Consider the following 14,227-nt stretch of genomic DNA (forward strand, 5'->3'; position numbering starts at 1 on the left):
TTCTCGAACGGGGAGGGATCAGCCGTGCACGAGCGCGGCAGCGGTGTCGACCGCGGCGGCGACATCGCCGTCGGCCGGGTAGAGGAGGGTGCGGCCCACGACGAGTCCGCGGACCGCCGGGAGGGCGAGTGCCGACCCCCAGGAAGCGTAGGTCTCGTCCGGGCTGCCGGAGGGGTCGCCTCCGAGCAGGAGGGTCGGCAGCGTCGTCGACGCCATCACCCGCTCCATCTCGGGCACGACGGGCAGCTTGAGCCACGAGTACGCGGAGGTGTTGCCGAGGCCGGCGGCGATGGCGATCGAGGTGATGACCGCCTCGGGCGAGAGGTCGTTCTGCACCACTCCGCTCGACCACCGGCTGAGGAACGGCTCGAGCATGATCGGCACCCGCGCCGCCGCCGCGGCGTCGACGGCACGGGCGGAGGCTTCGATGGTGGCGGCCGTCGCGACGTCGGCGAGGTTCACCCGGATCAGCAGCTTCGCGAAGTCGATGCCCGACGCGACGATGCTGGGCACGTCGTACCCGGTGAAGCGGTCGTCCATCTCGAAGCGGGCGCCCTTGAGGCCGCCGCGGTTCATCGATCCCACGACGACCTTGCCCTCCAGGGCGCCGAGCAGCGCGAGGTCCTCGATGATGTCGGGAGTGCCGAGGACGCCGTCGACGCCGGGTCGCTCGAGAGCGGTGACCAGGCGGGCGAGCAGCTCGTAGCGGTCGGCCATCGCGGTCGGATCGTCGCGGACGCCGAGCGCGCCCCGGGCCGGGTGGTCGGCGGCGACGATGAAGAGGCGGCCGTCGTCGGCGAGTAGCGGGCGCCTGGCCCGGTCGCGGACCCGCGGCAGCACGGTCTCGGGAGCGGTGGTGCGGATCTCGCGCAGCGTCTCGAAGTCGAGCGCGGTGACGGTGTCAGGCAGGGACATTCTCGATGCTCCTCACGATCTCGGCGACCTCATCGGTCGAGGGCATGGCGGTCGAGCACTCGCGCCGGCCGGCGACGATCGCTCCGGCGACGTTCGCGAAGCGGAGGACCTCCTCGAGCGACCAGTCCTGCAGGAGGCCGTGGCAGAGGGCGCCGCCGAAGCTGTCGCCGGCGCCGAGGCCGTTGACCACGTCGACGGGGTAGGGCGCGACCTCGACGGTCTCGTCCTTCGTCTTCGCGAGGACTCCACGCGGGCCCTGCTTGACGATCGCGAGGTCGAGCCCGCGGTCGAGCAGGGCGTCGGCGGCGCGGTGCGGGTCGGTCTCGCCGACCGCAATCTCGCACTCCTCGCGATTGCCGACGGCGACGCTCACCCGCTCGAGTGCGCGGGAGACCTCGCGGTGGGCGATCTCGGGCGACTTCCAGAACATCGGGCGGTAGTCGAGGTCGAGGATCGTCAGCGGGCTGCGGCCGCGCGCCTCCCACGCCGTGTGGTGGGCCGTGCGGCTGGGATCCTCCGAGAGGCCGGTGACCGTGGACCAGTAGATGCGGGCGCGGGCGATCGAGTCGAGGTCGAGCTCGTTGACGTTGATCACGAGGTCGGGCGCCTTCGGGGCGCGGTAGAAGTAGAGCGGGAAGTCGTCTGGCGGGAAGATCTCGCAGAAGGTGACGGGCGTGTTCAAGCCGGACACGGTGCTCACGAAGCGGGCGGAGGCGCCGAGGCGCTCGAGCTCGCGCGAGACGAAACGGCCGAACGGGTCGTCGCCGGTGCGGGTGATGATGCCGGCCTTCAGCCCGTGCTTCGCGGCGGCCACGGTCACGTTCGCCGCGCTGCCGCCGAGGTACTTGCCGAAGGTCTCGACGTCCTCGAGCCCCACTCCGTCCTGGAGCGGGTAGATGTCGACACCGGAGCGGCCAATGGTGATCAGGTCGAAGGGGGCGCTCGTCGGAGACGCGGCGCTGTGCTCGGTCATACTTCTCTGTACAACTTCCTGCCCGGGATCGCTCCGGGCGTCTCGTCGTCGTCGTCGCGCTGCTCGCGACGGGATGGTGCCGTCAGCTCATGTGCTGACATATGAACAACGTAACAGTAGATCCCGGTGCTGTCACCCGGCCGTCGCGGTCACTGCCGGCTGCGCCGCCGCTCGCGGCGAGAGTACCCCGTTTGCTCATGGCAGCGACTCCTTCTCGACGAGCGGGCTCGGGGAGGGACCCGCCACTGCACACCGCTACTTTGTTCGGACAATCTGACGTCAAGCGATAAGGTGGAAGAGTCCTGCCCACTCGGGCCCAGCGCCGCACAGCACGGAGAAGACCTTGAGCGACACCTCGACCACGTCCACCACCGTCCTCCCGCTGCGTGCCGCAGCCGAGGGCAGCCCCACGAGCCTCTGGAACGACTCGGCCGACCCGATCGAACTCGGCCGGTCGCTGACCTTCGGCGCCGTCGGCGCGACCTGCAACCCGGTGATCGCCTTCACCACCATCCAGCGCAACCTCGACATCTGGGGTCCGCGCATCGCCGAGCTCGCACTCGAGCACCCGACTGCAGGAGAGAGCGAGCTCGGCTGGCTCGCCATCGAGGAGCTCTCGGTCCAGGCTGCCTCGCTGCTGCTGCCCGCCTTCCGCGAGAGCGGTGGCCGCAACGGTCGCCTGTCGGTCCAGACGGATCCGCGTCTGCACCGCGACGTCGATGCGCTGGTGGAGCAGGCCGTCCACTTCTCGAGCCTGGCCGAGAACATCATCGTGAAGATCCCCGCGACGGCGAAGGGCATCCAGGCGATCGAGGAGGCGACGTACCGCGGAGTCAGCATCAACGCGACCGTCTCCTTCACGGTCGCGCAGGCGGTCGCCGTGGCCGAGGCGATCGAGCGCGGCCTCGACCGCCGTGCCGCAGAGGGACAGCCCGAGCGTGAGTTCGGCAGCGTCGTCACCATCATGGGCGGCCGCCTCGACGACTGGCTCAAGGCGAGCGTCGCCGCGAACCGCATCCTCGTCGACCCGGGCGTGCTCGAGTGGGCGGGTGTGGCGGCGCTGAAGGAGGCGTACCGCATCTTCCAGGAGCGCGGCTACCGCTCCCGCATCCTCTCGGCGGCATTCCGCAACCACCTGCAGTGGTCCGAGCTCGTCGGCGGCGACCTCGTGGTCTCGCCGCCGTTCGAGTGGCAGGTGCTCATCAACGAGAACGAGCTGCCCGTCGATCTGCACCGCATCGACGTGCCGGTCGCTCCCGAGATCCTCGACACGCTCCTCGAGCGGGTCCCCGAGTTCAGCCGCGCCTACCGCGAAGACGGTATGACGGTCGAGGAGTTCGACGACTTCGGAGCGGTGCGCCGCACGCTCCGCCAGTTCCTCGACGCCGACGCGAAGCTCGACGCGCTCGTGCGTGACGTCCTGCTGCCGGCCCTCTGACCCGGCGCGCTCCACGGCTATGGATCGACACGCGGGGGCCGACGGGCACGACATCACCTTCCGCTCCCGCCGCTGGGTGCGTCCCGAGGACCTCAACGCGAACGGCAGCCTCTTCGGCGGCAGCCTGCTGCGCTGGATCGATGAGGAGGCGGCGATCTATGCGATCCTCCAGCTCGGCAACCCGCGAGCGGTGACCAAATTCATCTCCGAGATCGACTTCGTCTCGTCGGCCGTGCAGGGCGACCTGATCGAGATGGGCCTGCGGGCCACGGGCTTCGGCCGCACCTCGCTCACGATGCGGGCGGAGGTGCGCAACATGGTCTCGCGCCGCAGCATCCTCGCGATCGACCGGATCGTCTTCGTCAGCCTCGACGAGAACGGGTCGCCGGTGCCGCACGGCTACAGCACCATCACCTACGACCGCGACCGGCTGCCCCGGCACCCCGCCGAGGGATCCGGTCGACCGGCCGGCGGCTAGGGCTCGTCCGGCAGCGTCTGGCGGTGGCGAGTGCCGCGTCGTCAGTCGTGGTCGGCTGCTCAGAGAGCGTCGATGGAGGAGCGGGAGTGCGGTCCATCGCTCCGCCGGGAGCTGCTCGCAGCGGCCCGGCGCCCGTGCCGCGCTGACGTGTGAGGACGAGGAGTCCGCTGCACAGGCCCGTCTGTCCGGGTGTCAGCTCTCGTCGCTGGATGTCCACGGTGCGAGCCAGAGCCCGGTGATGGCATCCACCAGGCCGGTCGCCGCGGCGGACCACGTGGTTCGGGGTGTGGGGCGGCCGTTGGCCAGAGCTCGCTCGCGGTCCGCGACGGTGTGCACTATGAGCTGACGGGCCATGTCGTCGCGCTCGATGCGCACGTCCGCTGGCAGATCGGGTCGGCAACGCTCGAGGCCCTCGAGGACTCGTTGCAGCGATCGGGTCTCCAGTGCCTCCTGCTGAACCACCTCGGTGAGCGCTGGATCCGTTATCAGCTGCGCCACGAAGCGGCCGTACCAGGTGGGCTGCTCGAGTGAGTCGAGGTGGTCCGTCGTCGGGCGGACCATGCAGTCCACCCAGTCGCGGACGTCGGTGGAGCCTGCCGCGCGCACTGCCATCTCTTCGCGCCTGTGGTCGATGTCATCCGTATGACGACGGGCGACGGCCTGCACCAGGTCAAGCTTCGTGCCGAAGTGGTATCCGACGGCACTGTTGTTGCCCTGCCCCGCTGCCTCGCTGATCTGACGGTTGGACACGGCGACGATGCCGTGCTCGGCGAAGAGTCGCTCGGCGGTCGCGAGCAGCGTAGTGCGACTCTGCGCAGCACGCCCGGTCGCCTCGTCACGAGGCCGCTCGGCAGGGGAGTCCACAGTGGATGGTCGACGAGTCGGGGATGTGTGCCTTGGCATGAAGACAGTCAAGTAGCGCGCTTGCATTCAGTCAAGCAACTGACTTATATTTCCTGCTACGCAGCGTCGCGTCCGCATCCCACCGGAGGACACGCATGAGCGCTCCCGCAGACAGCACCAGCACACCGACCGCGAGGTCGACGGTTCCGCCTTCCTCTGTCCCGCCCGCACGGGTCGCGGTAGGTCTCGCCGTCGCGGGGATCGTCGTGTCCCTCAGGCAGAGCCCTCGTTCCGCAGCTGGTGGATGCGTCGGCTGCGGTGCGACGTGGACGGTCACCGCCACGCCCGCGGTCCCCGTCCCCGCCGGTCGGTCGGCTCGGCGACATCTCCGGCAAGCGCCGCACACTCCTGCTCCGCATCGTGTTTCTTGCGCCCGGCCGGTCGTCGGAGCCGTGGCCAGGAGCCTCGTGCCGACGACCGCGGCCCGCGCCCTGCAGGGTCTGGCGGCCGGTGTCATCCCGCTCGGCATCAGCGTTATGCGTGACGAGCTCCCGGTCGAGCTGCTCGGCGGAACTGCCGTGATGAGCGCTTCGCTCGGCGTCGGTCGGGCCTCGACTGCACGACGCCGTCGACGGGGTCGTCGTTGCCTGAACACTTCAGCCGTACCCGCATCCCACACGAAGGAGAAGACATGCACATCGCCGTCGATATGACCACGTGCCAGAGCTACGCGCAGTGCGCGTTCCTGGCACCCGACGTCTTCCGGTTCGAGGGCGATGAGGCCCTCGTCTACGACCCCGACCCGCCAGACGAGTTCCGGTCTCGCATCGAGCAGTCCGCAGCAGCGTGCCCCGTGCAGGCCATCCGTCTCACCGGGGAGCAGCGGAGGCCGCTTCGTCAGATGTCGACCCCTTCGGCGCTGACGGAGACCGATCACGTGGTCGTGGTGGGAGCGTCCTTGGCCGGTCTGACCGCGGCGGAGACCCTGAGATCCGAAGGGTTCACCGGCCCGTTGACGGTCATCGGCGACGAAAGAGACGAACCCTACGACCGTCCGCCCCTGTCGAAGCAGGTCCTGCTCGGGACCGCGTCCGCTGCCGGCACCCGCCTCCCTCGCGCTTCCGGCCTGGACATCCAGTGGCGACTCGGTGTGGGCGCGACCGGCCTCGATGTGAGCGCGCGCCAGGTCGTCCTCGCGGACGGGGAACGAGTGCCCTACGACCGGGTGCTCATCGCCACCGGGACCCGAGCCCGACCGTGGCCCGTGGCCCATGAGGCGGCCATGGATGGTGTCCACACCCTCCGGACCGCTGACGACGCGGCACGTCTGCGTGCCCGTCTCGCCGCGGGCCCACGGCGTGTCCTGGTCATCGGCGGAGGATTCACCGGTTCGGAGATCGCCTCGGCCTGCCGACGCCTCGACATCCCCGTCACTCTGGTCGATCGAGGCTCCGCGCCTCTCGCCCGAGCCCTCGGCGACACCGTCGCTCACGTCCTCGCCGACGTGCAACGCGAACACGGTGTCGACCTGCGGTCGCACGTCACCGTCTCGAGTCTGCAATCGGACGCGAAGGGGGCGGTCACTGGTGCCGTGCTCTCGGATGGGACAGAGCTGAGCGTCGATGTCGTGGTCGTCGCCATCGGCGCCCTGCGGAACGCAGAATGGCTCAGCGGGTCGGGGCTGTCCGTCGGACCGCTCGGAGTCGACTGCGACGCCTCCTGCCGTGCGCTGGCCAGCGACGGCAGCATCGTCGACGGTGTCTTCGTCGCCGGCGACGTCGCGGCCTTCCCGCACCCTTCGGGCGATGGCCGCCGGATCTCCGTCGAGCACTGGGGGAACGCCGTCGGCCAGGCCACCATCGCTGCCGGCAACATGAGGACCGACGGGCAGGCTCGTCACGAGGAGATCCCCGTGTTCTGGTCGAATCAGTTCGGCCACGTGATCAAGTCGGTGGGGACGCCTGAGACGGCGGACAGCGTGGTGATCGCGCAAGGGTCCCTCGGTCAGCGCGCGTTCGTGGCCGTCTACGGCATCGGCGACCGGATGGTCGGTGCCACGGCCCTCGACCACGTGAAGTGGCTCGAGCACTACCGGCGCCAGATCGGCGACGGGGCGGCATTCCCGCCGACGGGCCGGACGATCGACACTCCGTCTGGCGACGACCGAGGGGTCCGCCCGCATTCTCGCTCCGTCCGCCCTGACACCGTCTCCAGCAACTCCGATGAGAGGACGAAATAGTGAACACGTCTCCCGAACCCGGCTCGGTCTGCCCCGTCACCGGAGGCTCCTCCGCTGCGACCGCGACGTGGAACCGTTTCCTGGACCACGACAGTCGACCCGATCCTTACCCGCTGTACGCTCGCCTCCGCGACGCCGAGCCCGTCCAGCGCCTCGACGACGGAGCCTTCCTCATCACCGGCTACGACGAGATCCTCCAGGTCGTCCACGACCCCCGCATCAGCTCCAATCTGCTCGCGGGTCGTGACGGCGACGCCGACCCCGGACTCACCTCCGCGTTCGTGATGCAGGACCCGCCCGACCACGACCGGCTCCGCCGCCAGACCATGAGGCACTTCGGGCCTCCGAATCACGCCGGCTACGTCGACTCCCTCCGCGACGACATCACGCGGACGGCGACCGCCCTCATCGACGCGTTCCCGGCATCCGGCACTCTCGATCTCGTCGAGGCGTTCGCCTACCCGCTCCCCGTCGTGATGATCTGCGACGTCCTCGGCGTCCCGCACGAAGACGAGCCGCGCTTTCACGCCTGGAGCATGGCGATCATCGCTCCTCCCGAAGCGACGACCCCCGAAGAGGCTGATGCTCTCCAGGAGGAGGCGTCCGCGGCGACTTGCGAACTCGGCGCCTACCTGACCCGCCTCGCCGAGGTCCGTCGCGGAACGCCGCAGGGAGACCTGTTGTCCGGGCTGGTCAACGACGACGGCCCCGACGGGACGATGTCGTCCAGCGAGATGATCAGCACGGCCATCATGCTGCTGATCGGCGGGCACGAGACGACGGTCAACATGATCGCCAACGGCGCGCTGACGCTCCTTCGCCACCCGGAGGCGCTCTCACGGCTCCGCGCGGATCCGAGCACCATGCCCCTCGTCTTCGAGGAGCTGCTCCGACTCGAGCCGCCAGCCCAAGTCACACCGAAGTACGTCGCCCTCGACGATGTGCGCGTCGGCGACGCGACCATCACCAAGGGGTCTCCGGTCTGGATCGCCTGGGCGGCGGCGAACCGTGATCCGCGCCACTTCGCCGATCCTGACCGGTTCGACCCCACCCGCGAGAACAGGGACCACCTCGGATTCGGAGCCGGGATCCACTCATGCTTCGGAGCACCGCTCGCCCGACTCGAGACCCAGATCGCCTTGGCGGAACTCTTCTCCCGACTCGAGAACGTGCGCCTCGTCGACGACCCTCCTCCTTACCGCCGCAACCCTCTCCTCCGAGGTCCCAGCCGTCTGGACATCACCTTCGACCGCGTCCGGCCGCTCTGAATCTGCGACCCGGTCGCTCGGCTCCAGAGATCATCCGGTGAGACGGTGCCCTCGACCAGCACCCCGCTGGGCCGAGAAGGGCCGCCCCGCCCGAGCCGGGAGCAGCTCTTCGATCAACGCCCGCTGAGCGTCCGACAGCGACTGACACCGCGACACGGCTCAGCACTCCCCACCGCCAGACATTGTCAGACGCGCGCCAGCGCGGCACCCTGGTCGCGTGCAGATGCGACTCGAGCTCGTCCCCCTCCCCGTCGACGACGTCGACCGCTCGGTCGCGTTCTACACCGGGGTTGTCGGTTTCCACCTCGACCACGACGTGCGCCCGTCGGCGTCGGTGCGCGTCGTGCAGCTCACTCCGCCCGGCTCCGCCTGCTCGATCGTCGTCGGCAGCGGCATGGGCCCCGGCCCCGAGGAGGGGGTCGTCCGCTCCCTGCATCTCGTCGTCGACGACATCGCCGCCGCGAGGGAGGAGCTGGTCGGCCGTTCGCTCGACGTCGGCCCCGTGCAGGACCTCGGCGGCGTGAAGTACGCCTTCTTCGCCGACCCCGACGGCAACACCTGGGCGCTGCAAGAGATCCCGGCCGCGGCGGCTCTGCCCGCCTGAGGTCAGTCCTCCGGCCAGCGGATCCGGGCGTCGACATCGGGGTGCTTGCGCAGCCACGCCGCGATGAAGGGGCAGCGCGGCACCACGGTGCCGCCCGCCTCCGTGATGGTGAGCACGGCGGCGCGCGCGAGGACGCTGCCGAGTCCGTGTCCCTCCCAGCCGTCGTCGATCACGGTGTGGGTGATCACGACCTCGTCGCCTCGGCGCTCGTAGGCGGCGAAGCCGGCGGTGGTGCCGCCGACCTCGATCTCGAAGCGCGATCGCTCGGGCACGTCGCGGACGGTGGGCTTCTCGGAGTCGCTCATGCTCCGATTCTTGCGCCCCGCGGCGCCGACGTGCTGGTGCGGATCACCAGAGAGGCCGGGATCAGCGTGTGCCGGGCCGGGGGAGGGGACTCGCCCCGCGAGAGGGCGGCCAGCGCCTTGAGGACGAGCGCGACGGCGAGCTCGCCCTGCTCCTGCGGGTCCTGGCGGATCGAGCTCAGCCCGAACAGCTCGGCGAGCGGGTGGTCGTCGATGCCGATGATCGAGACGTCCTCCGGCACAGAGAGGCCGAGCTCGCGCGCGGCGAGGATGATGCCGATGGCGATCTCGTCGGAGGCCGCGAAGATCGCCGTCGGACGCGTCCTCGGATCGCCGAGGACCTGCCTCCCGGCGCGATGGCCGCCCGGGATGTCGAACCGCGTGGGCACGACGTCGTGGGGGCCGGGCTCGAGGCCCGCGGCTCTCAGTGCCTGACGGAACCCCTCGCGGCGCTTGGTGTGCACGTGGAAGTCCATCTCTTCTTCGGCGAGGCCGCCGATGTGCACGACGCGCTCGTGGCCGAGTGAGAGCAGGTGCTCGGTGGCGAGCCGGGCGGCGGCCACATCGTCGATGCTGAAGGTGGGGATGCCGGGGAGCTGGCCGCCGATGCCGACGATCGGTTTGCCGAGGGCGAGGAGCGCCTCGGTCTCGTGCGGCGAGATCTCGAGGGTGACGGCGACGATCGCGTCGACGCGCTTGCGCACCAGGTAGTACTCGAAGACGCTGCGGCGAGCGTCGAGGTGCTTGTCGATGTTGTAGAGCAGGAGGTCGTAGCCGGCGGCGAGCAGCGCGCGCTCGATCCCGTCGATGATTCCCGCGAAGAACCACTGGTTGATGACCGGGATGATGACCGCGATGTTGTTGCTGCGTCCGGTCACGAGGCTGGAGGCGTTGGCCGAGACGACGTAGCCCAGGCTCGTCGCGGCGAGCTCGACCCGCTGCTTCGTTCCCGCCGAGACGTACCCCCGGCCGCTGAGGGCGCGCGAGACCGTCGCCTTCGACACTCCTGCGAGCTCGGCCACCTCTTCGATGCCTGGCACGGCGTTCCTCCCGATCCGTCCGGCGTCGATGCTGGAAACGGTTCCAGGAAGTTATACCCCGCCGGTCGGCCGATCGTCGCCCCGAGATCGGCTCGGAGGCGGACTGAGAGCGCCGGATCGGCGGTTTGACGCCGAATCGTTATCGGAGAGAGCGCTCTATCGTCGACGTTGTGCTTTTATCGTTCTTGTGGAAAGGTTTCCCTCCGTGGGAAGCCCACCCACATCAATCCGGTGATCCGCTCGGAGTTCCTCCGATCGTCGCCACCACGAGCATCCGAGTCGTCGCGACACGCGCTTCGAGCCGCCACAGCCCCCCGACCCCGGTCGGCGGGGAGCGGCTCACTCGGCTGGTTCACCACTCAATGAGGAGGAAGCATGCGGTCATCCCTGCACCGCCGTATCACCGTCCCGGTCGCCGTCCTGGCAGCAGCCGGCATCGCACTCGCGGGCTGCTCCGGCAGCAGTGACCCCAACGACCCGAACGCCGGAGGCGGCGGCTCGGCCGGCTCGGTCGGCACCGCCGACGGCGTCGTCAACGTCTACGGCACCATCAACGGCGATGAGGCAACCCTTCTCGAGCAGTCCTGGGCGGACTGGGAGAAGGAGAACAACATCGACATCAAGTACACCGGCGACAAGGAGTTCGAGAAGCAGATCGGCATCAAGGTCCAGGGTGGCGACACCCCCGACCTCGCGATCTTCCCGCAGCCGGGCCTCCTCGCCGACACCGTCGCCTCGGGCAAGGTGCAGCCGCTCCCGGACGGCGCTCTCGCCAACGTCAAGGAGAACTGGTCGGAGGACTGGCAGAAGTACGGCCAGGTCGACGGCACCCAGTACGGCGCGCCGCTGATGGCGTCCGTCAAGGGCTACATCTGGTACTCCCCGAAGAAGTTCGCCGAGTGGGGCGTTTCGGTTCCCAAGACCTGGGACGAGATGGAGGCGCTCGGCAAGACGATCGCCGAGAAGACCGGCGGCCCCTCGTGGTGCGCGGGCTTCAACTCCGGTGAGGCCTCAGGCTGGCCGGGCACCGACTGGATCGAGGACGCCGTCCTCCGCGAGGCCGGCGCCGACACCTACGACTCGTGGGTCGCGGGCGACACCGAGTTCACCGACCCGAAGATCAAGGCGGCGTTCGACTCCGTCGGCTCGATCCTCCTCGACCCCACCCTCGTCAACGCGGGCTACGGCGACGTCAAGTCGATCAACTCCACTGCCTTCGGCGACGTCGCGCAGAACGTGGCGAACGGCAGCTGCGCGCTGACCCACCAGGCCTCGTTCTTCGAGGGCTTCCTGATCTCGGCCGGTGCCAAGGTGGCCGAGGACGGCGACGTGTGGGCCTTCCTCACCCCGCCGGCCAAGGCCGATGACGCCCAGGCCGTCACGGGTGGTGGCGAGATGGTCGCCGCCTTCTCGAACGACGCCGACACCGCGAAGGTCCAGGAGTACCTGGCCAGCGCCGACTGGGCCAACAGCCGCGTCAAGCTCGGTGGCGTCATCTCGGCGAACAAGGGCCTCGACCCCGAGAACGCCGGCAGCGACATCCTGAAGGACTCGATCGGCATCCTCCAGGACGCCGACACCACCTTCCGCTTCGACGGATCGGACCTCATGCCGAAGTCCGTGGGTGCCGACAGCTTCTGGAAGGGCGTCGTCGACTGGGTCGACGGCACCAGCACCGACCAGGTTCTCGAGGAGATCCAGGCGGGCTACACCTCCTAGCGGTCAGGCAGGAGGGCCGCGGCTCCACGGAGCCCGGCCCTCCGACCACGCTCCGCCCCGGCGGGTCCGCAGCAGCGGGCCCGCCCGGTCGGGGCTTCAGCTGAGTTCAGAGTCGCACTCGAAAGGGCGTCCATGTCTCCCATCACCATCTCGGGGTTCTTCCAATGGCTGGCGGGGATCCCCCCCCTCGCGCAGATCCCGATCATCCTCCTGGTCTTCGCGGCCGTGGTCGCGCTCATCCTCTTCTTCGTGGAGGTCGCCCCCCGGCGCGGCACCCCGTACACCGTGCTGCGCCTCGCGGTCGCGGTGGTGCTCCCGGTCGTCCTGCTCCTGGTGTTCGGCCTCTACAACTCCGTCATCTGGGTCGCAGTCGTCGCCGCCGTCCTGGGCGGCGCGCTGTTCCTGCTCGACTTCCGATCCCGCAAAGGTGCGGGTTACGGTCTCCAGTTGGTCGCGTTCATGGCACCGGCCGCGTTCTTCATCCTCATCGGTCTGATCTACCCGACGATCACGACCGCGTTCAACGCGTTCATGAAGAACGACGGCTCCGGCTTCGCCGGGATCGACAACTTCGTCTGGGTCTTCACAAGCCCCGACGGCATCACCGCCTTCCTCAACACGGTGGTCTGGGTGCTGCTCGCCCCGATCACCGCCACCGCCATCGGCCTCGCCTACGCGGTGTTCATCGACAAGAGCCGCGGCGAGAAGTTCTTCAAGCTGCTGGTCTTCATGCCCATGGCGATCTCGTTCGTCGGCGCGTCGATCATCTTCAAGTTCTTCTACGACGTCCGCCAGGGCGAGCAGATCGGCGTGCTCAACGGCATCCTGACGGCGTTCGGCGGCACGCCCGTCGACTGGCTGGGCCTCGAGCCGTGGAACACGCTGTTCCTCGTGATCGTGCTGATCTGGACCCAAGCCGGCTTCGCGATGACGGTGCTGTCCGCGGCCCTCAAGGGCGTCCCCACCGAGCAGCTCGAAGCGGCGTCCCTCGACGGCACCAACGCGTGGCAGTCGTTCTGGAGCGTCCAGGTCCCCGGCATCCGCTCCTCGATCGTGGTGGTCCTCACGACCATCTCGATCGCCTCCCTCAAGGTCTTCGACATCGTCTCGGCGATGACCGGCGGCCGCTCCGACACGACAGTCCTGGCCTTCGAGATGGTGCGCCAGTTCCAGCTCGGAGCCCGCAGCGGCTACAGCGCGGCCCTCGCGGTCATCCTGTTCCTGCTCGTTCTCCCGATCGTCGTCTACAACGCCCGCCAGCTCGCCAAGCAGAGGGAGATCCGATGAGCGCCACGCCCACTCCGATCCAGGTACCGGTCGACAGCGCCACCCAACGGCGCCTCGCCCGCGGGGAGTCGAAGATCGAAGCCGCCAGCGGCAAGGTCAAGAAGGCCACCACCTCGCGTGGCGCCACACTCGCCGCGCTGATCATCGCGGTCATCTGGACCATCCCGACCCTCGGCCTGTTCATCTCGTCGTTCCGTCCCGCGAACGACATCAAGACGACCGGCTGGTGGACGATCTTCGCCAACCCCGGCTTCACCCTCGACAACTACACGAACGCGCTCAACTCGGGCGACAGCCTGACCCTGGGCAAGGCGTTCGTGAACTCGCTGGTCATCACGCTGCCGGCGGCGCTCATCCCGATCACCATCGCGAGCCTCGCCGCCTACGCCTTCGCCTGGATCGACTTCAAGGGGCGCAACACGCTGTTCGTGCTCGTGTTCTCCCTCCAGATCGTGCCGATCCAGATGGCGCTCGTGCCCCTGCTCCAGCTGTTCTCGGACGGCCTGCGCATCGGGGGGCTCTACGTCCTCCCCGGGCTCGGGGTGAACGGGTTGGACGGCTCCTACGCGAAGGTGTGGATCGCGCACACGATCTTCGCGCTTCCCCTCGCGATCTTCATGCTGCACAACTTCGTCTCGGAGATCCCAGGAGAGGTCATCGAAGCGGCCCGCGTGGACGGAGCAGGCCACGGCCAGATCTTCTTCCGCATCGTGCTCCCCCTCTCGGTACCGGCGATCGCCTCCTTCGGCATCTTCCAGTTCCTCTGGGTGTGGAACGACCTCCTGGTCGCGACGGTGTTCACCTCGGGAGCAGGGCTGCCGATCACGAAGGCGCTGCAGGACCTGTCCGGCTCCTACGGCCAATCGTGGGAGCTGCTCACAGCCGGCGCGTTCATCTCGATCATCGTGCCGCTCATCGTGTTCTTCAGTCTGCAGAGGTTCTTCGTCCGCGGCCTCCTCGCCGGCGCCACCAAGGGCTGACGGCCCGCGGGGGTGCCGTGGGCGGCGTTGTCGTCGTCGGCAGTAGCTCCGCTACAGCTCTCCTCCTCCGCCTTGCCCACGACACCCCCGCGGACCGTCAGGGCACGGAACAGAGGGGGGCACGGGGCGCACGAACGAAGG

Annotated in this window: 13 protein-coding genes; 8 read left to right on the forward strand and 5 right to left on the reverse strand. The window is 69.0% G+C overall.

The window, feature by feature from the left end:
- Positions 1-18: 18 nt before the first annotated feature.
- Together GSU10_RS03570 and iolC are read right to left on the reverse strand one after the other, a co-directional pair.
- Positions 19-915, reverse strand: a complete 897-nt coding sequence (locus tag GSU10_RS03570; RefSeq protein ID WP_068209624.1) for a Cgl0159 family (beta/alpha)8-fold protein — start codon at positions 913-915, stop codon at positions 19-21.
- Entirely contained in the window at positions 902-1,888 is a 987-nt protein-coding gene (gene iolC / locus GSU10_RS03575; RefSeq protein ID WP_068209621.1) for a 5-dehydro-2-deoxygluconokinase, read from the reverse strand. The genes GSU10_RS03570 and iolC overlap by 14 nt, the downstream gene beginning before the upstream one ends.
- A gap of 343 nt (positions 1,889-2,231) precedes the next feature.
- Between iolC and GSU10_RS03580 the strand changes: the two genes are divergently transcribed.
- Both GSU10_RS03580 and GSU10_RS03585 read left to right on the forward strand, forming a co-directional pair.
- A complete protein-coding gene (locus GSU10_RS03580; RefSeq protein WP_132504728.1) occupies positions 2,232-3,326 on the forward strand; it encodes a transaldolase family protein in 1,095 nt (364 codons plus the stop codon).
- Positions 3,327-3,345: 19 nt separating this feature from the next.
- Positions 3,346-3,804, forward strand: coding sequence for an acyl-CoA thioesterase (locus GSU10_RS03585; protein WP_082845048.1), 459 nt, complete (start codon positions 3,346-3,348; stop codon positions 3,802-3,804).
- Positions 3,805-3,996: 192 nt separating this feature from the next.
- On the opposite strand, the gene GSU10_RS03590 is transcribed toward GSU10_RS03585, so the two are convergent.
- Positions 3,997-4,668, reverse strand: coding sequence for a TetR/AcrR family transcriptional regulator (locus GSU10_RS03590; RefSeq protein WP_068209618.1), 672 nt, complete (start codon positions 4,666-4,668; stop codon positions 3,997-3,999).
- Between the two features lie 670 nt (positions 4,669-5,338).
- Here GSU10_RS03590 and GSU10_RS03595 point away from each other — a divergent pair.
- From GSU10_RS03595 to GSU10_RS03605, 3 genes are all read left to right on the forward strand, one after another.
- A complete protein-coding gene (locus GSU10_RS03595; protein ID WP_068209615.1) occupies positions 5,339-6,886 on the forward strand; it encodes an FAD-dependent oxidoreductase in 1,548 nt (515 codons plus the stop codon).
- Positions 6,886-8,154 carry a cytochrome P450 gene (locus GSU10_RS03600; protein WP_199220842.1) on the forward strand — a complete coding sequence of 423 codons (1,269 nt, stop codon included), beginning with the start codon at positions 6,886-6,888 and terminating at the stop codon, positions 8,152-8,154. Before GSU10_RS03595 ends, GSU10_RS03600 begins: the two co-directional genes overlap by 1 nt.
- A gap of 217 nt (positions 8,155-8,371) precedes the next feature.
- A complete protein-coding gene (locus tag GSU10_RS03605) occupies positions 8,372-8,758 on the forward strand; it encodes a VOC family protein (protein WP_068209612.1) in 387 nt (128 codons plus the stop codon).
- 2 nt (positions 8,759-8,760) lie between these two features.
- Here the strand turns inward: GSU10_RS03605 and GSU10_RS03610 are convergent, their stop codons facing one another.
- Together GSU10_RS03610 and GSU10_RS03615 are read right to left on the reverse strand one after the other, a co-directional pair.
- Positions 8,761-9,063, reverse strand: a complete 303-nt coding sequence (locus tag GSU10_RS03610; protein WP_068209609.1) for a GNAT family N-acetyltransferase — start codon at positions 9,061-9,063, stop codon at positions 8,761-8,763.
- Positions 9,060-10,100: a LacI family DNA-binding transcriptional regulator gene (locus GSU10_RS03615; RefSeq protein ID WP_068209606.1), complete on the reverse strand. Its 1,041-nt coding sequence runs from the start codon at positions 10,098-10,100 to the stop codon at positions 9,060-9,062. The genes GSU10_RS03610 and GSU10_RS03615 overlap by 4 nt, the downstream gene beginning before the upstream one ends.
- A gap of 375 nt (positions 10,101-10,475) precedes the next feature.
- On the opposite strand from GSU10_RS03615, the gene GSU10_RS03620 reads away from it, so the two are divergent.
- From GSU10_RS03620 to GSU10_RS03630, 3 genes are all read left to right on the forward strand, one after another.
- On the forward strand, positions 10,476-11,819 hold the full coding sequence (locus GSU10_RS03620) for an ABC transporter substrate-binding protein (protein WP_132504726.1): 1,344 nt from the start codon (positions 10,476-10,478) through the stop codon (positions 11,817-11,819).
- A gap of 132 nt (positions 11,820-11,951) precedes the next feature.
- Positions 11,952-13,106 (forward strand): carbohydrate ABC transporter permease, encoded by a 1,155-nt coding sequence (locus GSU10_RS03625; protein ID WP_241972900.1) that lies wholly within the window; start codon positions 11,952-11,954, stop codon positions 13,104-13,106.
- Positions 13,103-14,086 carry a carbohydrate ABC transporter permease gene (locus GSU10_RS03630; protein WP_068209603.1) on the forward strand — a complete coding sequence of 328 codons (984 nt, stop codon included), beginning with the start codon at positions 13,103-13,105 and terminating at the stop codon, positions 14,084-14,086. The genes GSU10_RS03625 and GSU10_RS03630 overlap by 4 nt, the downstream gene beginning before the upstream one ends.
- The last annotated feature ends 141 nt before the right edge of the window (positions 14,087-14,227 follow it).

This window comes from Rathayibacter tanaceti (assembly GCF_009834165.1).
GTDB lineage: Bacteria > Actinomycetota > Actinomycetes > Actinomycetales > Microbacteriaceae > Rathayibacter > Rathayibacter tanaceti.